Origin of the sequence: Sphingomonas turrisvirgatae, from assembly GCF_001721295.1 — a bacterium.
In the GTDB taxonomy this organism is placed as follows: domain Bacteria; phylum Pseudomonadota; class Alphaproteobacteria; order Sphingomonadales; family Sphingomonadaceae; genus Sphingomonas; species Sphingomonas turrisvirgatae.
Window position 1 is genome coordinate 167,637 of record NZ_MDDS01000046.1, and the last position, 19,733, is coordinate 187,369.

20 protein-coding genes are annotated in these 19,733 nt (G+C 66.2%); 6 read left to right on the forward strand and 14 right to left on the reverse strand.

Annotated features, from left to right (window positions below):
* The first annotated feature begins 15 nt into the window (after positions 1–15).
* Positions 16–1,242: a glycosyltransferase family 39 protein gene (locus tag BFL28_RS15365; RefSeq protein WP_069321410.1), complete on the forward strand. Its 1,227-nt coding sequence runs from the start codon at positions 16–18 to the stop codon at positions 1,240–1,242.
* Here BFL28_RS15365 and leuB read toward each other — a convergent pair.
* The 6 genes from leuB to uvrC form a co-directional block, all read right to left on the reverse strand.
* Positions 1,239–2,285, reverse strand: a complete 1,047-nt coding sequence (leuB, locus tag BFL28_RS15370) for a 3-isopropylmalate dehydrogenase (RefSeq protein WP_069321411.1) — start codon at positions 2,283–2,285, stop codon at positions 1,239–1,241. The two genes, BFL28_RS15365 and leuB, sit on opposite strands and share 4 nt — an antisense overlap.
* A gap of 53 nt (positions 2,286–2,338) precedes the next feature.
* Positions 2,339–3,070: a DNA repair protein RecO gene (recO, locus tag BFL28_RS15375; protein ID WP_069321412.1), complete on the reverse strand. Its 732-nt coding sequence runs from the start codon at positions 3,068–3,070 to the stop codon at positions 2,339–2,341.
* A gap of 9 nt (positions 3,071–3,079) precedes the next feature.
* Entirely contained in the window at positions 3,080–4,012 is a 933-nt protein-coding gene (locus BFL28_RS15380; protein ID WP_241527356.1) for a GNAT family N-acetyltransferase, read from the reverse strand.
* Positions 4,009–4,974, reverse strand: coding sequence for a polysaccharide deacetylase family protein (locus tag BFL28_RS15385; RefSeq protein ID WP_069321414.1), 966 nt, complete (start codon positions 4,972–4,974; stop codon positions 4,009–4,011). The genes BFL28_RS15380 and BFL28_RS15385 overlap by 4 nt, the downstream gene beginning before the upstream one ends.
* Before the next feature lie 81 nt (positions 4,975–5,055).
* On the reverse strand, positions 5,056–7,854 hold the full coding sequence (locus tag BFL28_RS15390) for a DUF3857 domain-containing protein (protein WP_069321415.1): 2,799 nt from the start codon (positions 7,852–7,854) through the stop codon (positions 5,056–5,058).
* A gap of 72 nt (positions 7,855–7,926) precedes the next feature.
* A complete protein-coding gene (gene uvrC, locus BFL28_RS15395; protein WP_241527357.1) occupies positions 7,927–9,882 on the reverse strand; it encodes an excinuclease ABC subunit UvrC in 1,956 nt (651 codons plus the stop codon).
* Between the two features lie 38 nt (positions 9,883–9,920).
* Here uvrC and BFL28_RS15400 point away from each other — a divergent pair, with 38 nt between their 5' ends.
* Positions 9,921–11,240, forward strand: coding sequence for an amidohydrolase (locus BFL28_RS15400; RefSeq protein ID WP_069321416.1), 1,320 nt, complete (start codon positions 9,921–9,923; stop codon positions 11,238–11,240).
* Between the two features lie 67 nt (positions 11,241–11,307).
* Here the strand turns inward: BFL28_RS15400 and BFL28_RS15405 are convergent, their stop codons facing one another.
* The 5 genes from BFL28_RS15405 to BFL28_RS15425 form a co-directional block, all read right to left on the reverse strand.
* Complete coding sequence (locus tag BFL28_RS15405; protein WP_069321417.1) at positions 11,308–11,937, reverse strand: F0F1 ATP synthase subunit B family protein; 630 nt, start codon at positions 11,935–11,937, stop codon at positions 11,308–11,310.
* Positions 11,930–12,421, reverse strand: a complete 492-nt coding sequence (locus BFL28_RS15410) for a F0F1 ATP synthase subunit B family protein (protein WP_069321418.1) — start codon at positions 12,419–12,421, stop codon at positions 11,930–11,932. The genes BFL28_RS15405 and BFL28_RS15410 overlap by 8 nt, the downstream gene beginning before the upstream one ends.
* 65 nt (positions 12,422–12,486) lie before the next feature.
* Positions 12,487–12,714 carry a F0F1 ATP synthase subunit C gene (locus tag BFL28_RS15415; protein WP_119184625.1) on the reverse strand — a complete coding sequence of 76 codons (228 nt, stop codon included), beginning with the start codon at positions 12,712–12,714 and terminating at the stop codon, positions 12,487–12,489.
* A 63-nt stretch (positions 12,715–12,777) separates the two neighbouring features.
* Positions 12,778–13,560, reverse strand: a complete 783-nt coding sequence (locus BFL28_RS15420) for a F0F1 ATP synthase subunit A (protein ID WP_173655770.1) — start codon at positions 13,558–13,560, stop codon at positions 12,778–12,780.
* 46 nt (positions 13,561–13,606) lie between these two features.
* Positions 13,607–13,924: an AtpZ/AtpI family protein gene (locus BFL28_RS15425; RefSeq protein ID WP_069321419.1), complete on the reverse strand. Its 318-nt coding sequence runs from the start codon at positions 13,922–13,924 to the stop codon at positions 13,607–13,609.
* Between the two features lie 169 nt (positions 13,925–14,093).
* Here BFL28_RS15425 and radC point away from each other — a divergent pair, with 169 nt between their 5' ends.
* Positions 14,094–14,774 carry a RadC family protein gene (gene radC / locus BFL28_RS15430; protein ID WP_069321420.1) on the forward strand — a complete coding sequence of 227 codons (681 nt, stop codon included), beginning with the start codon at positions 14,094–14,096 and terminating at the stop codon, positions 14,772–14,774.
* Between the two features lie 89 nt (positions 14,775–14,863).
* Here radC and BFL28_RS15435 read toward each other — a convergent pair whose 3' ends face one another.
* Complete coding sequence (locus BFL28_RS15435) at positions 14,864–15,457, reverse strand: EF-hand domain-containing protein (RefSeq protein WP_069321421.1); 594 nt, start codon at positions 15,455–15,457, stop codon at positions 14,864–14,866.
* A gap of 264 nt (positions 15,458–15,721) precedes the next feature.
* Here BFL28_RS15435 and purB point away from each other — a divergent pair, with 264 nt between their 5' ends.
* Both purB and BFL28_RS20780 read left to right on the forward strand, forming a co-directional pair.
* Positions 15,722–17,035: an adenylosuccinate lyase gene (purB, locus tag BFL28_RS15440; protein ID WP_069321422.1), complete on the forward strand. Its 1,314-nt coding sequence runs from the start codon at positions 15,722–15,724 to the stop codon at positions 17,033–17,035.
* Between the two features lie 48 nt (positions 17,036–17,083).
* Positions 17,084–17,578, forward strand: a complete 495-nt coding sequence (locus BFL28_RS20780) for a hypothetical protein (protein WP_069321423.1) — start codon at positions 17,084–17,086, stop codon at positions 17,576–17,578.
* Between the two features lie 38 nt (positions 17,579–17,616).
* On the opposite strand, the gene BFL28_RS15450 is transcribed toward BFL28_RS20780, so the two are convergent.
* The gene (locus BFL28_RS15450; protein ID WP_069321424.1) at positions 17,617–18,348 is read right to left on the reverse strand and encodes a dienelactone hydrolase family protein; all 732 of its coding nucleotides are present in this window, start codon (positions 18,346–18,348) and stop codon (positions 17,617–17,619) included.
* 83 nt (positions 18,349–18,431) lie between these two features.
* Here BFL28_RS15450 and gpmA point away from each other — a divergent pair, with 83 nt between their 5' ends.
* Positions 18,432–19,118, forward strand: coding sequence for a 2,3-diphosphoglycerate-dependent phosphoglycerate mutase (gpmA, locus tag BFL28_RS15455; protein ID WP_069321425.1), 687 nt, complete (start codon positions 18,432–18,434; stop codon positions 19,116–19,118).
* 109 nt (positions 19,119–19,227) lie between these two features.
* Here gpmA and BFL28_RS15460 read toward each other — a convergent pair whose 3' ends face one another.
* A complete protein-coding gene (locus BFL28_RS15460) occupies positions 19,228–19,653 on the reverse strand; it encodes an OsmC family protein (RefSeq protein ID WP_069321426.1) in 426 nt (141 codons plus the stop codon).
* Positions 19,654–19,733: the final 80 nt, after the last annotated feature.

A 19,733-nucleotide genomic window follows, 5' to 3' on the forward strand; every position in this document is an offset into this window, starting at 1 on the left:
GCTATCGCCCCGGCAATGCTCGAACGCCTCGAACAGCGCCCGCTCCTGCTTGCCGTGCTGATCGGCATTGCGGCCCAGTTACTGTTCACCATCGGGCTTGGGCGGCCCAGCATCCTCAACTTCGACGAAGTCCATTACGTCACCGCGGCGCGCGTTCTGCTGGAACTTAGCCACATCGCCAATCCGGAACACCCGCTGCTCGGCAAGTCGCTGATCGCGCTCGGCATGCTGATCTTCGGTGACAATCCGATCGGCTGGCGTGCCCTATCGACACTGGCTGGCAGCGCGACGGTCGTCGGCGTCTATGCCTTCACCCATAGTCTCACCCACGCCACGCGGCCGGCCCTCTTCGCCGCGCTGTTCGCAATGCTGAACCAGATGGTGTTCGTGCAGGCGCGGATCGGCATGCTCGACGGGTTCATGGGCGCGTTCCTTGTCTGGGGCGGCGTATTGTTCACGCGAGCCATGACCAGCCGCCACGCCTGGCCGCTCTTCCTCGGCAGCGGCGCGCTGTTCGGTGCCGCCGTGGCCGTCAAATGGGCGGCGATCCCGTGGGTGGCATTCGCGCTCGCGGCCTTCGCACTGCTCAAGCGGCGCGGCGCTGTCCCGCACCTGTCTTGGCTTCCCGCCAGCCTCGCCTTTGGCGCGATCGCCCTCGCCGTTTATTTCGCGTCCTTCGCCCCGGCCTTCTTCTATGCTCAAGACCCGATGACGCTGGCCCGGCTCATCCCCTTCCAGGTCGAAATGTGGTCGCTTCAGACGCAGGTGCTTGCCGCACACAGCTATCAGTCGAGCTGGTGGAGTTGGCCGCTGATGGTCCGGCCGATGTGGTATTTCTACGAGCCGGATCAGGGCGCCGTGCGCGGCGTGCTGCTGGTCGGCAACCCCGCGATCCTGTGGGGTGGCTTGGTCGCCGTCCTCGCCTGTTGGTGGGCCGGCGTGCGCCATCGCGCCGGCGTGCCGCTGACCGCCGCGATTCTGTGGACCTTCTCGCTCGCCATCTGGGCGATCATCCCCAAGTCGCTGGGCTTCTTCTATTATTATTATGTCTCGGCGATTATCCTGTGCGTCGTGCTCGCCATCGCCTTCCACTATTGGCGCGAGACGGTGAAGCAGCGCGACGAATGGTTTCTCGTCCTTGCCATCGCGCTGTTCGCCTATTTCTACCCGACGCTTGCCGCGCTCCCACTGGCGAACGCCCGCGGCTTTGAACGCTGGATCTGGCTGCCGGGCTGGGCTTAGCCCAGCGCCTTCAACACCGCGTCGCCCATCTCGCTCGTGGTCAGCGTGCCGCCCAGATCCGGCGTACGCGCGCCGCTCACCAGCGCCGCCGTGACCGCCGCCTCGATCCGGTCCGCTGCTTCCTCTATGCCCAGCGAATGGCGCAGCAGCATCGCCGCCGACAGGATCGTCGCGCACGGATTGGCCTTGCCCTGGCCGGCGATATCGGGGGCCGAACCGTGGATCGGCTCGTACAGCCCCTTGCCACTCCCGTTCAGTGCGGCCGATGGCAGCATCCCGATCGATCCCGCGCACATGCTCGCCTGATCGGACAGGATGTCGCCGAACAGATTGCCGGTGACGATCACATCGAACTGCCCCGGATTGCGCACCAGCTGCATCGCGGCATTGTCGACATACATGTGCGTCAGCTCGACCTCGGGGAACTCGGCCGACACTTCGATCACCACGTCGCGCCACAGCTGCGACGTTTCCAGTACATTGGCCTTGTCGACCGAACATAGCTTGCCGCTGCGCACCTTCGCCGTCTCGAAGCCGACCCGGGCTATCCTTGCTACCTCGTCCTCGTCATAGGACATAACGTCATAGCCTTCGCGCCGGCCCGCCGCAGTCTTGCGAAAGCCCTTCTCGCCGAAATAGACGTCGCCGTTCAGCTCGCGCACGATCACCATGTCGATCGCCCCAGCAACCTCGGGCTTCAGCGCGGAGGCGTCCTCAAGCCCGGGGAACAGCCGCGCCGGGCGCAGGTTCGCGAACAGTTCAAGCTCCTTGCGCAGCCCCAGGATCGCCTGTTCCGGGCGGAATTGCCGTTCCAGCGCGTCGCAACGCGGATCGCCGACCGCCCCGAACAACAGCGCATCGGCGCGGCGCGCCACGTCCAGCGTGCGCTCCGGCAGTGGATGGCCATCGCTATAATAGGCCGCGCCGCCGACCGGCGCCTCTTCATAGGTCAGTTCGAGATTGAGGGTATCGAGCACGCGCCGCGCTTGCTCCGTCACTTCAGGCCCGATCCCGTCCCCGGGCAATACAGCGATCAACGGCATTTGGTTGCTCCACCCCAACTCAACTTGCCGCGCGCATTACCGCATCATGCCGCTCACGCAACCGCCCGCATCAGCCGGTCGACCAGCCGCACCCGCGCCGCCAGCACCTCGGCAGCCCGCCCGTGCAGCAGGTCGCGCGCCAGGAAATGCGCTGTCAGCTTGAGGCCGCCCAGGATATCGGTCCATTCCGCCGCCCCGCCCTCACGCACGAAATGCGGCAGTGGCAGCAGCCGCGCCTCATAACCCGTCGCCGCCGCCCGGCTCACCGCCATCCCGCTCTTCGGACTGACGAACGCCAGATCATCGCTCGTTCCCGTCGCCGCGCATCGCGTCAGGTCCAGCCCGAAGCCCAGCGCCGCCAGCACCAGCAGTTCATACCGTACCAGCGCCACCGCCCAGCCGCGCGCCGCCGGTGCCGCCTCGATCGCGTCCAGCACCCCGCCCAGCGCCGAATGCACCTGCGGATACGCCTGCCCCTCTGGCAGCACGGCGGCGGTCAGCGCCGTCGCCCATTCGATCGCCGCGGCCGGCAGCGGCTCGCGGAACATCGGCGCGCGGCTATGCGCGAGTTCCACGGTCAGCGCTGGCAGCTGTTCCGCCGTACGCGCGCGCCAGCCGCCCAGCACGACATTGCCTGGCTGCAACACCGGGCGCAGCGCCCGCGATCGCCCGCCGCGCACATAGCCGGCCAGCATTCCCGCCTCGCCCGTCAGCGCGCGAACGATCGCGCCCGCCTCGCCATGCGGCCGGATCGCGAGCACGATGGCGGTGGTGTTGAGGTGCATGGGGCAAGGTTACCCCCGCCGCAGCTTCCTCGCCAGCCCGTCCGCGCCGGCCCGCTGCGCCGCCGCCTTGCCGCCAGCCACCACGCGGTTGAACCCGCCCAGCGCCGCCGTCGTCAGCCGGTTCGCGAAGCTGGGGCGCAGCAACAGCAGGTCCAGGCAGGGCACGCTCCCGGTCGAGAATTGCCGCTTGTGCTGCCCTTCCCCCTCGGTGAAGTCGAACCGCGCGAACCGTCCTTCGGCGAACAGCTCGCGAAACGCTTCCATCTGCAACACCGCGCCCGGCGACAGCTCGTTGAACCGGGGATCATGCCCGACAAATTCATAGATCAGCGTGTCGCCCTGCGCCGGGCAATAGAGATACGCCGCCGGCTCGCCGCCGATATACAGCAGCCACGCGCGCACCGCGTCCTCTGCCGCGCGCGCCAGCATCCAGTCGACGAACGCCGGCGAATCCGGCAGCGCCTCGCCCAGCAGCCGCTCCTGATAGGTGCGCCGCGCGATGCCACGCGCGATGCCGTGAAAGGCCCGCAATTCGTCAGGTGTCACGAACCGTCGCACGTCAATCTTTCCGCCCGACAGCTGCGCGACCTTGCGCATCTTGCGCTTCACCCCCTGTCGCGCACTGCTCGACAGCCGCGCCAGATAGGCGTCATAGGTTCCGGTCAGGTCGGCGTGATAACGCAGGTAACGCTGCCGCACGAAACCGATCATCCGCCCGCTCGCGATCATCGCGTCCAGCCGTTCCTCGGGCAGCGATGTCACGACATAGCCGTCCGCCTCGCGCGGCAGCGGCGGCAGCATCGGCAACCGCCCCTCGCGCGCCTCGTCCAGGCTGACGGCGACTCGCACCAGCGACCGCTTGACCGCCAGCAGCGTGCGCGCGCCGATCTGAAAGCTCAGCGGCGTCGATCGTACTGCGACCACCGGAGCCAGCGCGTTCACGCCGCCCGCTCCGCAACCAGGTTCGACCATAGCTGTTGCGCCTGCCTCAGCCCAGTGCGGATCAGGCTCGGCCCCAGCGGCTGGTCGTCGCGGCCCAGCGGCAACGCGACGTTACCGGCGGCCAAGTCCGCAAAATGCGTCGTCACCATGCCGCCGCGTCGCTCCGCCAGCATCCGGCACAGCGTCTCGAACCGATGGACATGGATCGCATTGGCCCGCGTGCCCGCGCGATTGGCCAGCTCGAACCCGTGGCTGACGATCGTCGTCGCGACATGGCCGGCGCGCACCGCATGGTCGAGCGCGTCACGCATCTCGGCGATCGACAGCGCACAGATTTGGAAATGCCGCAGATGGCCCACCCGGTCCTCGATCAACGTCACCGGCACTTCGATCACGCCCTGATGCTCAACGGGCGCGATCTGCCGCTCCGGCAGGCCGATCGCGCTCGGCCAGGGATGTTCCGACCCGTTATGGCTGCTGTCATAGCGGATGCCGAGTTCGGCCAGCGCCGCCAGCGTGTCGTCGCTCGCGCTATAGCTGCCCGACCGGAACGCCACCGGCCGCGCCGCGCCCGCCGCGACCAGCAGGTCGGCTGCCGCACGGATCAGCTCCCGCTGCTCGGCAAAGGTAAAGTCGATCAGCTCGAACGACGCCGCCGCGCTGCGATCGGTGTCGCTTGCCGCGGCCCAATTGGGGTGCAGGTGCAACTGCACTTCCTGCCCCGCCTCGCGTATCGCGCCGACCACGCGCTTGATCGGCTCGATGCCATGGGCGACCGCCGGCATCGGATCGACGAAGAACGTAGCCTTGAGGTCATGTTCGGCGAGCAGCTTCAGCTGATAGCCGACCCCAACGCCCGCCGGCTCCAACGACCGCTCGGCAATGTCCGCGATGTCCAGCCCGGCAGCATGGTGCCGCCACATTAGCTCGGTATCGACCGTCAGGAAAACGCGAGTCGGCATCGGACGGGGCTTAGCCCAACCCCGTGAAGAAATCGAAAACTGACGCAGCGGTGCGTCACCCCGGCCTTGAGCCGGCGCACCCTATGCGATGATTCCCCATCTGCCGAAGCGCTTGTCGATCTGCGGCGAGATCAGCCGCGCCGCCGCCAGATCCTCTGCTGCGCCCGCGTCACCGCGCCGCTTGCGGATGATCCCGCGCAGAAACAGGCTGCTCGCCAGCTCCGGCGCGGTTTCCAGTGCTGCGTCGAGGTCGGCCAGCGCCTCGTCCATCCGCTGCATCCGGAAATACACCATCGCTCGGCTGTCGAGATAGGCCGCCGGATTTTCGGCCAGTTCGATCGCCCTGGTGCAATCCTTCAGCGCGCCCTCCAGCTCGACGTTCATGGTCCCGCGAAACCAGCAGCGGCCGTTTAGCACACTGGGGCTACCCGGCTTGGCCGCCACCACTTCATCCATCAGTGCCGATCCTTCGGCGACGCGTTTGGCTTCACCCAACATCAGCGCCTTGGCTTCCTGATAATCGGCTTTGTCCTTGCCGCCAGCCGCGATGCGCTCGTCCAGCATCGCAAGCGCCACGTCATGCTCGCCCGCGTCAAACCTGAGCGATGCGAGAAGCCCTACGCCCTCGCCCGCATCGGGCTGCAGCGCCAGGCCGGCTTCGGCATCCGCACGCGCACCATCAGCGTCACCGATGGTATTTCGCAGCCGCGCGCGCCAGAAATGGCGCTCCGCCGTCGGCTCCTTGGCAATCACACGGTCGAGGTCGACCAGCGCCGCCTTGGCGTCATAGGTCCCACCCAGGAACGACGCGCGATTGAGATAGGCGTTCACGGAATTCGGATCGTCGCCTTCAAGCGCGATCGCTCTGGCATATGCCTCCATCAGCGGCTTGAACGCCGCCTTGCCGCCGGTCATCGCCACCTTCCAGCGCGGCGGAACCTTGGCCGGTGCGACGGCCTCCAGCAGGCGCTTCTTCGCCAGTACCACCTGCGCTCGCATCGCCGCCAGTTCGGCCGGGGGGATCTCCCTCCCGGCCGTGCTCAGCCGGTCTTCGATCGCGATGACGCCGTCAGCCACAGTCACGCTGCGCGCAATCTGCATTCCGGCCAGTGGCGCCGCAAAGCTGCGGTCACCTTCGACCTCGAACCCGGTGCCGCCGCCTGGCAGCCGCACGCGCTGGCGCAACGTGCCCGCGAAGGGCCCGGGTGCAATGACGACCGGAATGTCCTTCCATGCGGGCCGCGCACGATCGGGCGCAAACTCCATCTGGCCTAACGTCTTGTCGAGCATCAGCCGATAACGCCCGTCGCGCATCCGCCATTGCGAACCGACCACGCCCGTTGCCGTCATCGTCCCGGTCGCGCTATCCGCATCATAGCTGACCGACCGCCCGTTCAGCAGCATGTTGCCCATCACGCCATTGGCCATCCTCTGCGCCGCTTCGGTCAACTGCTCCGCGGTTGCCTGAGCGCTCGCCGTGCGCATCATCTCGGCCATCGCTCCGCGCATCGTGAAAGTGATGGTCACCAGCGCCGGCAGGTTGACGCCCGCGCGCTGATCGACTTCGACCAGTGTCTCGACCGCCGGTCGTCCGGGCGGCTGCGTCGCCAGCGTTTCCACCTCCGCTCCGGCAATGCGCAGCGGCAGCACGTTGCGGAAGGCAGGAACGTCGTCGAGATCGCCCAGCCGCGTGCCGGACCCGGTTCCGTCAAGCCAGACCGGCTTGCCTGCTATCGTCGCGCGGACCACGACGTGGTCGAACGCGGCTGCCGAGGGCAACCGTTCGGGCACGGCATCGCCCAACGTGCTGTTCACCAGCACCGCTTCGCCTGCGATCCCCAACTCGCGCAGCAGCGTCAGCAGCAGCAGCGTCTTGGCCTTGCAATCGCCATAGCGGCGCGACCAGGTGTCGGCCGCTGCCTGCGGCGTGTAGTTGCCGCCATCCAACCCGCGATAGAGGTAGCGCACCTCGTCCTGAACCAGCCGCAGTGCCAGTGCGGCGCGCATTCGCGGATCGGCGCTCTTCGCAGCAATCTTCGCTGCCTCGGCCTTTACCTCGGCGCCAACCGCCATGTCCGTCTGGTAAAGCGGCGCCATCGTCCGCGATACCGACTGCCAGTCAGCGAAGCTGCTCGCCTCGATCATCATCAGCTTGCGGAAGCGCGCTGGCGCGTCGGGCGGCAGATCTGCCGGTTTTGCCAGCGGCAGCGACAGTTCGACCTCGTCGAACCCGCCCTTGCGCACTGGCTTGGGCGCCGTTCCATCGGCATGATAGCGCCAGCTCAGCTTGTCGCCCGCCGGCCAGGACAGCCGCGCTCGCGCAAAGCCGGCGCGGCCGGGCGCGGCCATCAGCGGGATCATCGTCTGCGCATTGCCCTTCAGGGTCTTGTCCCGGTCGGTCGTCGAATAGGCGATGCGCAGGATATCGCCGACACGCAGCCCCTCGACCGTCAGCGTCGCGGTGAGCGTGCCGTTGATCATCAGTTGCTCGAGCTGTTCCTCGCGCCGCAGTACCTCGAACGTCTGCCCCTTCGCGATCAGGTCTATCCGTTCGCCGCCGCGCACGATCTCGGCGCGATGCACGATCAGGTCGCCCGCATCCGGCTGCCATTCCAGCTGCACCGTGCCCATTCCAGCCAGCGACTGCGGCGAGACGGCGCGTGTCGCGACTTCGGAATAGGCCCAGACCTGCCCATCGCTGATGCGATGCTGCTGATCATAGATGACGGTCGCGGGGCTCGCATCGGTTTGCTTCGCCGGATCGGGCATCGCTGCCGGCGCGACCCAGTCCGGCACTGGTTGATACAGCGGCTTGTCCCCTGCCCAGGCTGGCGCGGACGTGCAGAGAAGCGCGCTGAACAGCGCCGTCGTACGATTCATGATGCCCCCATTTCGTGCGAGGAAGCTAACGTCGCACCGGACGCTGGCAAGGGGCTGATTGCGCCGGACCGGTTATCTCGAATGGTAAAAGTCGTACACCTGCTGTGCCACGCCGGCGCTCACGCCCGGCGCCTTCTTCAAATCCTCCAGGCTCGCCCCGCGCACCGCCCGCGCCGTGCCGAAATGCATCAGCAGCGCCTTCTTGCGCGCCGGGCCGATGCCGGGCACTTCGTCCAGCGGGCTGGCGGTGATCGCCTTGGCGCGCTTGTCGCGATGCACGCCGATGACGAAGCGGTGGACTTCGTCACGCAGCTTCTGGATGTGGAACAGCGCCGGTGAATTGACCGGCAGCATCCGCTCGCTGCCATCCATCAGGTGAAACACCTCGCGCCCCTCGCGTCCATGATGCGGCCCCTTGGCAACGCCGACCAGGCAGACGTCCTCGATCCCCAGGTCCTCAAGCACCGCGCGCGCCGCGTTCAGCTGTCCGCGCCCGCCGTCGATCAGCACCAGGTCGGGCCAAACGCCCTTGTCGCGATCCGGGTCCTCCTCTTGTGCGCGGGCAAAGCGTCGCGTGAACACCTCGCGCATCATCGCGAAATCATCGTTCGTCGCGGCGCTCTTGATGTTGAACTTGCGATACTGGCCTTTGCGGAACCCCTCCGGCCCGGCGACGATCATCGCGCCGACGGCATTGGTCCCCTGAATGTGCGAGTTGTCATAGACCTCGATCCGGTCCGGCGGCTCGGCCAGCCCGAACAGGTCGGCGATATCGCGCAGGATCTTCGCCTGCGTGGTCGATTCCGCCAGCCGCCGGTCCAGCGCCTCGACCGCGTTACGCTTGGCCTGTTCCAGCAACCGCCGCCTTGTCCCCCGCTGCGGCATGCCGATCGCTACCTTGCGGCCCGCCCGCTCGGCCAGCGCCTCGGACAGCAGCTTCAATTCCTCGAGGTTGCGATCAACGAAGATCGTGCGCGGCGGCGGCACCTCCTCGTAAAACTGCATCAGGAACTGGGTGAACACCTCGTCCTCGGACACCTCGTTGGTGTGTGCGGGGAAGAAGGCACGATGCCCCCAATTCTGCCCACCCCGGATGAAAAAGGCCTGGATGCCCATCGTCCCCTGCTTGCAGGCGAGCGCAAAGATGTCGGCGTCGCCGATTCCCTCGGCATTGATCGCCTGGCTCCCCTGGATGAAGGTCAGCGCCTTCAACCGGTCGCGCAGGACCGCGGCGAGTTCGAAGTCCATGGCGTCAGCGGCGGCGGTCATCTGCTCGCCCAGCTTCGCCTGCACCTTGGTCGACTTGCCCATCAGGAAGTCGCGCGCGTCCGCGACCAGCTCCTCATACCCCGCCTTGTCGATGCGATCGACGCACGGCGCGGAGCAACGCCGGATCTGATAGAGCAGGCACGGCCGGTCGCGCGTGTTGAAGAAGCCGTCGGTGCAGCTTCGCAGCAGGAACAGCTTCTGCAGCGCGTTCAGCGTCTTGCGCACCTGCCCCGCGCCGGCGAACGGCCCGAAATAATCGCCCTGCGCGCGCCGCGCGCCGCGATGCAACTGTACGCGCGGAAAGGCGTGATCCTTGCGCAGCAGGATATAAGGAAAACTCTTATCGTCGCGCAGCAACACATTGTAAGGCGGGCGGAATCGCTTGATCAGCTGCGCTTCCAGCAACAGCGCCTCGGCCTCGTTGTTCGTCGTCACGACGGTCATCGACCGCGTCTGGCTGATCATCCGCCGCAGCCGGTTCGACAGCTTGGCCGGCTGGGTATAGTTGGCCACCCGGTTCTTCAGCGCGCGCGCCTTGCCGACGTAAAGCACGTCGCCGCGCGCATCCTGCATGCGGTAAACGCCGGGTCGGATCGGCAGCGTTTTCAACACGTTGCGGATCGCTGCTACGCCGGTGTCGAGGTCCGGCGTCTCCGACCCCCGCACCGCGAAGGTCGCGCCTTCCTCGTTGAACCGGTTCGGGGAATTGGGATCGGACGTCACCATCGCGATGTAGGCGGATTGCGCGGCGTTTTCCATTCTGTAGGCTGCAAAACATCATCCGGGGGACTCATCACATGCGCCTGCTAACCGCTCTGCTCGCCACCACCCTTCTTGCCACGCCCGCCCTTGCCGGCCCCGACTTCGCCCCGGCGGTCGAGGCCGACTATGCCGCGCATCTCGAAAAGCTGTTCGTCGACTTTCACAAGAACCCCGAACTCAGCTTCAAGGAGGCTCGCACCGCCGCGATCATGGCGAAGGAGCTTCGCGCGGTGCCCGGCATCGTCGTGACCGAAAAGGTCGGCGGCACCGGCGTGGTCGGCGTGATGAAGAATGGCGACGGCCCGGTCTTGCTGGTGCGTGCCGACATGGACGGCCTGCCGCTCAAGGAGGATAGCGGCGTCGCCTATCCGTCCACCGTGACCCAGGTCGATATCGACGGGACGACCAAACCGGTGATGCACGCCTGCGGCCACGACGTGCACATTACCTCGATGATCGGCACCGCGCGCCAGCTCGCCAGGCTCAGGGACCGCTGGCGCGGCACCGTCGTCTTCGTGGTTCAGCCGGGCGAGGAGCGGATCGACGGCGCGCGGCGGATGCTGGCCGACGGCCTCTACACCCGCTTTCCCAAGCCGGACTATGCCGTCGCCTTCCACGTCACCGCCGACATGCCCACCGGCAAGCTCAGCCTTGAACCCGGCATCAGCTCGTCCTCGTCCGACAGCGTCGACATTACCATCCCCGGCATCGGGACGCACGGCGCTTCGCCGCATCAGGGCAAGGACCCGATCGTGATGGGGGCGCAGATCGTCATGGCGCTGCAAACGCTGGTCAGCCGCGAGATCGCGCCATTGAAGCCCGGTGTCGTCACCGTCGGCTCGTTCCATTCGGGCTTCAAGCACAACATCATCTCGGACAAGGCCGAGCTTCAGCTGACCGTCCGCTCGGACGATGAGGATACGCGCAAGAAGCTGCTCGACGGCATCAAGCGCATCGCCGCCAATGTCGGCCGGATGAACGGCATGCCGGAGGATAAGCTGCCAACCGTCAAGGTCGGCTTCGAATCCACCCCCGTCACGCTCAACGATCCGGCGCTGACCGGCCGCGTGCGCAGCGCCTTCACCAGCGCCTTTGGCGAAGACGTCATGCATGTCGAGGAACGCACGGGCATGGGCGCGGAGGACTTCGCCTATTTCATCCAGAAAGATCTCGGCGTCCCGGGTGCCTATTTCGTCGTCGGCGGCACGCCCCAGGCCGATCTCGACGCAGACAAGGCCGGCGGCAAGCCGGTCCCGGCGCACCATTCGCCTTTCTTCCGCATCGATCCCAAACCATCGGTGACGCTGGGAACGCAGGCGATGACCGTCGCGGTGCTGGACCTGCTCAAACGATAGCCGCAAACAAAAAGGACGGGCGCGGCAGAAGCCGGCCCGTCCGTTTGTCAGCCAGTCGTTCGCGGCTTCAATTCAGCCGCGAAAGACCCGCGATGGTCCGATCGACCAGCGCCTTGTCGGCGCCGGCATCATGCTTTTGCGCGATGATCGTCGCCGCCGCCTTGGCCGCAGCCGCCGCGGTGCGCGCCCGCACTTCCTCGATCGCTGCGCGTTCGGCTGCCGCGATCTTGTCCTCGGCCATCTTGGCGCGGCGCTTGACCAGCTCGTCGGCATCCGTCTTCGCCTTGGCAATCAGCGCCTTGGCCTCTTCGTCGGCATGCGCGACCATCGCCGCCGCCTGCTGCTCGACGCTGGCGATCTTGCGCGCATATTCATCGCGCAGCGCCTCGGCCTCGGCACGCAGCGCCTTGGCCTCGTCCAGCCGCGCGCGGATCGCCGCGATCTGATTGTCCAGACCGCGGGTGATGAGCGCCGGCACCTTCTTCCACAGCAGGATGACGATGAACACCGCCATCGCGATGCTGACCCACACCGTGGCGTTCAGCACGCCCGCGATCGCCGGCTCGGCATGCGCCTGGCCCGGCGATCCCTCGGCGAGCGTGATCGCCTTGGCGCCGGTATCGGGCAGGCCCATGCCTTCGCCCTTCTTGGCTTCGCTCAGGTTCTCGGCGACGGGGTCGATCGCGGGATTAGCCATTGAGCGCCACCTTCACTGCTGCCTGCGCTTCGGCCGCCGACACCTGCGCACCGGAAATCCGGGCGACGATGTCCTGCGCGGCCTCGGCTGCTACCGCCTCGATCTCGCCCTGCGCGGCTTGCGATGCCGCGGTGATGCGGGCTTCCGCCTCGCTCACCTTGGCGTCCATCTCACCGCCGGCTGCGCTCAGCTGCTGCTCGGTCGCCTGCGCAGCGGTGCTGCGCGCCTCGGCCAGCTTCTTCTGTGCCGCCTCGCGCGCCGCATTCTCATGGCCGCGCCAGGTTTCCTCGGCGGCGTCGGCAGCCACGCGGGCTGCTTCGGCTGCGGCGAGATCGTCGGCGACGCTCTGGTCGCGCTGATCCACCGTGGCCTGCACCTTCGTCGCCATGCCCCGGCCGATGAAGAAATAGACGATGCCAAAGGTCAACAGCAGCCAGAACAGCTGCGAAGCCCAGGTCGCCGCGATTTGCGAGATTTGTGGCATTTCAATCCTGTCCTGTCGCGGACCGACGCGGCGTCAGACGCCGGCCGGCCCGAACGGGAGGCAAGTTACGCGACGAAGATCAGGATCATCGCGACGACGAACGCGAGCAGGCCGAGAAGCTCGGCAGCCGCGAAGCCGATGAACAGGCGGCCCTGCTGGCCGTCGGCCGCACCCGGATTGCGCAGCGCGCCTTCCAGGAACTTGCCGAAGACGTTGCTCACGCCGATCGCGGCAATGCCCGCACCAATGGCGGCGATGCCTGCGCCGAGCAGCTTGGCGGCTTCCGGGCTGATCATTGCGGTCGGTTCCATGTTAAAACTCCTGCTTCAAAAGATTGGATTTGCGGTGAACGAAACTCAGTGCAGATGCTCGGCGTCGTGGATGTACAGCGACGTGAGCAGTGCAAAGACATAGGCCTGGATGCCGGCGACCAGCAGCTCGAGGGCGGAGATGCCAACCATCAGGGCAAAGCTGGGAATGCCGACCACGCCGCCCCAGATCGGGCTGGCATTGGCCGAATTGATGACGAAGCCCGCCAGCACCTTGAGCAGGATATGCCCCGCGGTCATCGCGACGAACAGTCGCAGCGCCAGCGAGAAGGGGCGGAACAGGAACGAGACCAACTCAATCGGGAACAGGATCAGCGCCATGTACCACGGCACCCCGGCCGGTACGAACAGCGTGAAGAAATGCAGCCCATGCTTCCAGAAGCCGACGATCAGCACGATCAGGAACGACAGGATCGCCAGGATCCCGGTCACCGTGAAATGGCTGGTGAAGGTAAAGGGATGAAGGCCGAAGATGCCGAGCGGCAGCAGGCCCAGCACGTTGGCGAACAGGATGAACATGAAGATCGAGAAGACGTAAGGCAGGTATTTGCGCCCGCCATGCCCGATATTCTCGTCCACCAGCTTGGCGACGAAATTGGTGCAATTCTCGACCATCAGCTGCCAGCGGCCAGGCACCAGCTCGCGCTTCATGCCCGCAGCCATGAACGCCCACAGCAGCACCACCGCCACGCTCATCCACAGCGCGGAATTGGTGAACGCGATCTGGTGGCCGGCAATGTTGAAGCCGTCCCAGATGGTCTGCACCTCGAACTGGTGCATCGGGTCGATCTTGCCAGATTCTTCAGCCACGCCCCAAATTCCTGTCCAGCGTCCCATTAACCAAAGCGCCCGAAAATCATTTCGAGCGCTGGTTCGAAATCCGAATGATGTTCCAGAACCCGGACACCATTCCAAGGAACAGCAGCCCGAGCAGGAACCACGGGGATGTGCCGAGAAAATGATCGAGCGTCCACCCGATCACGGCACCTCCCACCAGACCACCGACCAGCTCGGCGAGCACGCGGTTGCCCAGGCGATAATCGTTATCGCCCTTGTCGCGCCCATCGCCCTTGCGGATCGCCTCCTCGGTCTTCGCTCGCGCCATCCGCTCGTTGAGCGAGGTGATGCGGGCATCCTCCTTGAGGGGGTCCAGTCCGGGCTCGTTCTCGGCCATTTCGCTTCTCCTGATGCAGTGACACCGGGCTAAAACGCATAGGCCGGGCGGCGAGCCCGCCAAGGCACGCGCGCTTTAGAAAGGGCCTCTTCCCGAGTCAACCGCAGTGCAGCAAATGCAATCGCTGGCACAGCTATCGCCCACGAAAATCACGAGCTAAGTTCGCGTGATGGGGGCACCAGACACTGACGGCACCGGCCACCGCGCACGCCTGCGCCAGCGGCTCCTCGACGATGGCGAGGGGCTGCTCGACCATGAGCTTGTTGAATATCTGCTCGCGCTCGCCATCCCCCGCCGCGACACCAAACCGCTGGCCAAGGCGCTGCTGCATGAGTTCGGCGGGATCGGCGGCCTGCTCACCGCCGACGCCGCGGCGATCGCGCGTGTGCCGGGTATGGGCGACACCTCGGTCGCCGCGCTCAAGATCGCGCATGCCGCCGCGATCCGGCTGCTGCGCGGGGAAGTCGCCGCGCGCCCGCTACTGGCGAACTGGCAGGCACTGCTCGACTATCTGCGCGCCGACATGGCGCATCATGCGATCGAGCGCGTGCGCGTACTCCATTTAAATAGCCGTAATATGCTGATCCGTGACGAGTTGATGAGCGAAGGCTCGGTCGACGAAGCGGCACTCTATGTACGTGAGGTCATCCGTCGCGCCATTGACCTGGGATCGGCCGCGATCATTCTCGTCCACAATCACCCCAGCGGCGACCCGTCCCCCAGCCGCGCCGACATCGACCTGACCCGCAACATTGCCGAAGCCGGCAAACGGCTCGGCATCGTCGTGCACGATCACATCATCATCGGGACGGAAGGCCATAGCAGCCTGCGTTCGATGGGACTTATCTAGGTCGCAACCTCACGCAAACGGCCGCCGGACCGCTGGGGTCCGACGGCCGCCGGTACAGGAGATGCGGTTCCTGCGCCGGGAGGGGCCTCTTACGAAGCCGAAGGCTGGGGCGCGAGGAAGCCCTTGAGCTCGGTGTTGCTCACGCCGCCCGACTTATCCTTGTCGGCCTGAGTCAGCGCCTTGCCGATCCAGTCCTTGTCCGCCGCCGACTGGCCGGTGAACGACGGTTCGGTCGCCGAGCGCAGCGCATCCATCCAGGCGCCGAACTCTTCGGTCTTCAGGTTACCATCGCCGTCCTTGTCATAGGTCGAGAAGTCCTTGTCGATCAGCTGCGCGATCTGCTCGGGCGAGGCCGGCTTTTGAGCCTGAGCGGTAGCATCCGGCTTGGCTGCGTCAGGCGCAGCCGGTGTCGCTGGCTGAGCAGGGGTCGCGGGCTCCGCAGCCGTCGCCGGCGCCTCGCTCGGCGTTGCGGGTTGAGCAGGCGCTGCCGGCTCGGCCGGCGTCGCGGGCTCGGCCGCGTCATCGACCGGCGTGGTCGTATCCTGGGCCGGGGCAGGTTCCGTTACATCCGCCGGCGGCGTTTCAGCCAGTGCAGGCGGCGTGTTTTCCTGAGCCGGCGTGTCCTGCGCAAATGCCGGCGCAGAAATGGCGAACGCACTGGCAAGAAGAACATGCTTCAACATCGAATATCTCCTTTGTTGTTCTTGTCTGAAATCGATGAGTACGAGATGGGTACTGTGAACTGATACGCAACCACTCAACACGTTGCATAATTATCACGTTCCCTAACAAAGTTGCGTGCTGCACAACTGGTCGATGACAGCCATCAACTCGTCCCATAGCCGTGTGATATTTGCGACGAGCCGAGTGAAGCTTGTTGCCCGCTTCCAGTTTGCTGCCACGCGCTCCCCTTGCTAGGGGCGCCCGCGCATCACGAAAGGCTTGCCATGGTCCCCCGCTATTCCCGCCCCGCCATGACCGCGATCTGGTCGCCCGAGACTCGTTTCGGCATCTGGTTCGAGATCGAGGCGCATGCCACGCAGGCGCTCGCGGACCTCGGCGTCGTGCCGCAGTCGGCGGCGAAGGCGCTGTGGAACTGGTGGGCGACCAATCCGCAGATCGACGTCGCCGCGATCGATGCGATCGAGGCGGTGACCAAGCATGATGTGATCGCCTTCCTCACCTGGGTGGCCGAGCATGTCGGCGATGAGGCTCGCTTCATGCACCAGGGCATGACCAGCAGCGACGTGCTCGACACCTGCCTTTCGGTCCAGCTGGTGCGCGCCGCTGACATCCTGCTCGACGATCTCGATCAGCTGCTCGCGGTGCTGAAGCGCCGCGCGTTCGAGCACAAGCTGACCCCAACGATCGGCCGCAGCCACGGCATCCACGCCGAACCGGTGACCTTCGGGCTCAAACTGGCCGAAGCCTATGCCGAGTTCACGCGCAACAAGGCGCGGCTCCAGGCGGCGCGCGCTGACATCGCCACCTGCGCCATTTCGGGCGCGGTCGGCACCTTCGCCAATATCGACCCGCGCGTCGAAGCGCATGTCGCGCAGCAGCTCGGCCTCGCGATCGAGCCGGTCTCGACCCAGGTCATCCCGCGCGATCGCCACGCGATGTTCTTCGCCACGCTTGGCGTCATCGCAAGCTCGATCGAGCGGCTCGCGGTCGAGATCCGCCACCTGCAGCGCACCGAGGTGCTTGAGGCGGAAGAGTATTTCTCGCCGGGGCAAAAGGGTTCGTCGGCCATGCCGCACAAGCGCAATCCAGTGCTGACCGAAAATCTGACCGGCCTTGCCCGCATGGTGCGTTCGGCGACGATTCCCGCGATGGAGAATGTCGCGCTGTGGCACGAGCGCGATATCAGCCACTCCTCGGTTGAGCGCTATATCGGCCCGGACGCGACGATCACGCTCGACTTCGCGCTCGCTCGCCTCACCGGCGTGATGGACAAGCTGCTGGTCTACCCCGCACGGATGCAGAAGAATCTCGACCGGATGGGGGGCCTGGTTCACTCGCAGCGCGTGCTGCTCGCGCTCACCCAGGCCGGCGTCAGCCGCGAGGACAGCTATCGCCTCGTCCAGCGCAACGCCATGAAGGTGTGGGAGAGCGACGGCGAGCTCTCGCTGCTCGAATTGCTCAAGGCGGACGCGGAAGTCACCGCCGCGCTTTCGCCGGCAGAGATCGAGGAGAAGTTCGACCTCGATTATCACTTCAAGCAGGTGGACACGATTTTCGACCGGGTTTTCGCCGATTGACGCTTCCACGCGTTAGTGTGACGCTGGCGCAACGGCAGGAGACAGACGGTGGCAAAGGCGAAGAAGGGCAAATCGGCCAAGTCGGGCAAGGAGGCCAAGCCTGGCAAGGCAGCCAAGGCCGCAAAGCTCCCCAAGACGATCGCGGGGATCGAGCTTCCCGATGAACTGCGCAAGCAGGGCGCCAAGCTGATGGACCTGGTCAAGCACCCGCTGGTCGGCGATCTCGTCGCCGCGGGGCTTGTCGCGCTCGCCGCCAACGTCCGCAATCAGGGCAAGACCGACGCCGGTGCGGGCGAAAAGAAGACGGCGACGGACGGCATCAGCAAGACGGCCGTCACGCTCGCGACCGTCGTCGCCGCGCGCGCAGCCGAAAAGATCACCAGCAAGCTGACCGAACGCCCCGCCCCGCCCGCGACACCTGCCCCGGCCCCTGCAACGCCGCCGGCCGATACCCCGCCGGCACAAACCGCGCAGGCCGCCGCCAAGCCGCGCAAGGCGTCCGCCAAGACGCCGAAGACGCGCAAGCCGAGCATCCCAGGCTGAAAGACCTAGGGGCGCAGCGACCGACGAGCCGCGGCGGCTCAGCCCGCTTCGAACAACTCGCCCAGAAACGCCCGCATGGCCGCCCAGCTGCGCCGGTCGGCCGCCGCGTCATAGCCAAAGCCGGGCCGCGTCGATCGCGCCATTGTCGCGTCGGTAAAGCCGTGGCCGGCATGGCCGAAGCCCAGCAGCTGCCAATCCGCGCCGCCCGCGGTCAGTTCCGCGGCCAGCGCCGTCACTGCCTCGGGCGGCGCGAGTGGATCCTCCCAACCGTGACAGATGAGCAGCTTCGGCGCGATCGGCGTGGGATAATCATAGCCTGGCGCATCGAAGATGCCGTGGAACGCCACCACGCCCAGCACGTCGCCGCCCGCGCGCGCCAGATCGATCACCGCCTTGCCGCCAAAGCAATAGCCGATCGCCGCGGTCCGCGTGCCGTCCGCCTGCGGCAACGCCTTCATCGCCGCCACGCTGGCCAGCAGCCGGTCGCGCAGCAGCGGCCGGTCCGCATTGAGTTCGTTCATATAGACCGCGGGATCCGGCGATTCGCGGGTGGTGCGCTTGCCCTGGCCGAACACGTCCGCGACGAACGCCGCATAGCCCAGCGCCGCCAGCCGCTCGCCGACGAGATTGTCCTGCTCCTTTGCCCCCAGCACGTTGGGCACGATCATCACGGCGGGGCGCGGGGCGTCCCAGCTACCGTCGCTCACCGCCACGCCCTCGAACGGCCCGCCCGGCCCGTCATACACGATCGTCCGCCGCTCGATTGCCATGTCAGCGCTCCTTGCCGTTGCGACGCCATCCGCTAAGGACGCCGGGAAAGCGCCGCAAGTTCGTTTCTTTTGGGGAGCCATCGATGCCCACACTCGTCCTGATCCGTCACGGCCAGTCCGCCTGGAACCTGGAAAACCGCTTCACCGGATGGTGGGATGTCGACCTGACCGATCAGGGTGTGCGCGAGGCGACGGCAGCCGGCATCCTCATGAAGGAAAAGGGTCTCGACTTCGACCAGACCTATACCAGCTTCCAGACGCGCGCGATCAAGACGCTGAACCTCGCGCTCGAAGCGATGGGACGCTTGTGGCTGCCGACCGAAAAGTCGTGGAAGCTGAACGAGCGCCATTATGGCGGACTGACCGGCCTGGACAAGGCGGAGACCGCGGCGCTGCACGGCGACGATCAGGTCAAGATCTGGCGCCGCAGCTTCGACATCCCGCCCCCGCTGCCCGAGGAAGGGTCGCCCTGGGACCTGGCCAAGGACGTGCGGTACAAGGGCATCCCGATCCCGCAGACCGAAAGCCTCAAGGATACGATCCTGCGCGTCCTCCCCTATTGGGAAGAGCGCATCGCGCCGGACCTCAAGGCCGGCAAGCGAGTGCTGATCGCCGCCCACGGCAATTCGCTACGCGCGCTGGAAAAGCATCTCTCGGGCATTTCCGACGACGAGATCACCGGCCTTGAAATCCCGACCGGCCAGCCGATCGTCTATGAGCTGGACGACCAGCTGAACGCCACTGACCGCTACTATCTCAGCGAACGCTAAGGTCAGTCGCCCTCACCACTTCCACACCCCGCGACTGCGGGTTGCTTCCCTCTCCCACCGGGAGAGGGAGGGAGGCGCAAAGCGCCGGAAGGGTGAGGGCGCCCTGCCCTCAGTTCAACTTGTACGCCAGCGTCACTTCCGCATTCATCAACTTCGACACAGGGCACCCCTTCTTCGCCTCCTCCGCCAGCTCGGCGAACCGGTCGGCATCGATCCCCGGCACGCTCGCCTCCAGCGTCAGGTCCGACCGGGTGATCGCGAACCCGCCATCCTTCTGCTCCAGCTTCACCGCCGCCTTCGTTTCCAGCGTGCCCTCGCCATACCCCGCCTTTGCCAGCGCAAAGCTCAGCGCCATGGTGAAGCATCCGGCATGCGCCGCCGCGATCAGTTCCTCCGGGTTCGTCCCCGGCTCGTCCGCGAACCGCGTGTTGAAGCCATAGAATTGGTCGCTCAGCACGCCCGACTGCGTGGTCAGCGCGCCCTTCCCGTCCTTGCCGAACCCGACATAGCGGGCAGTTGCAGTTCGCGTGGTCATCGGCACTCCTCCATTGGTCGTTCACGAAACGATACAGGTAATTGAGGCGTTCCACTTTGCGCGCCTCGCATTACGGACTA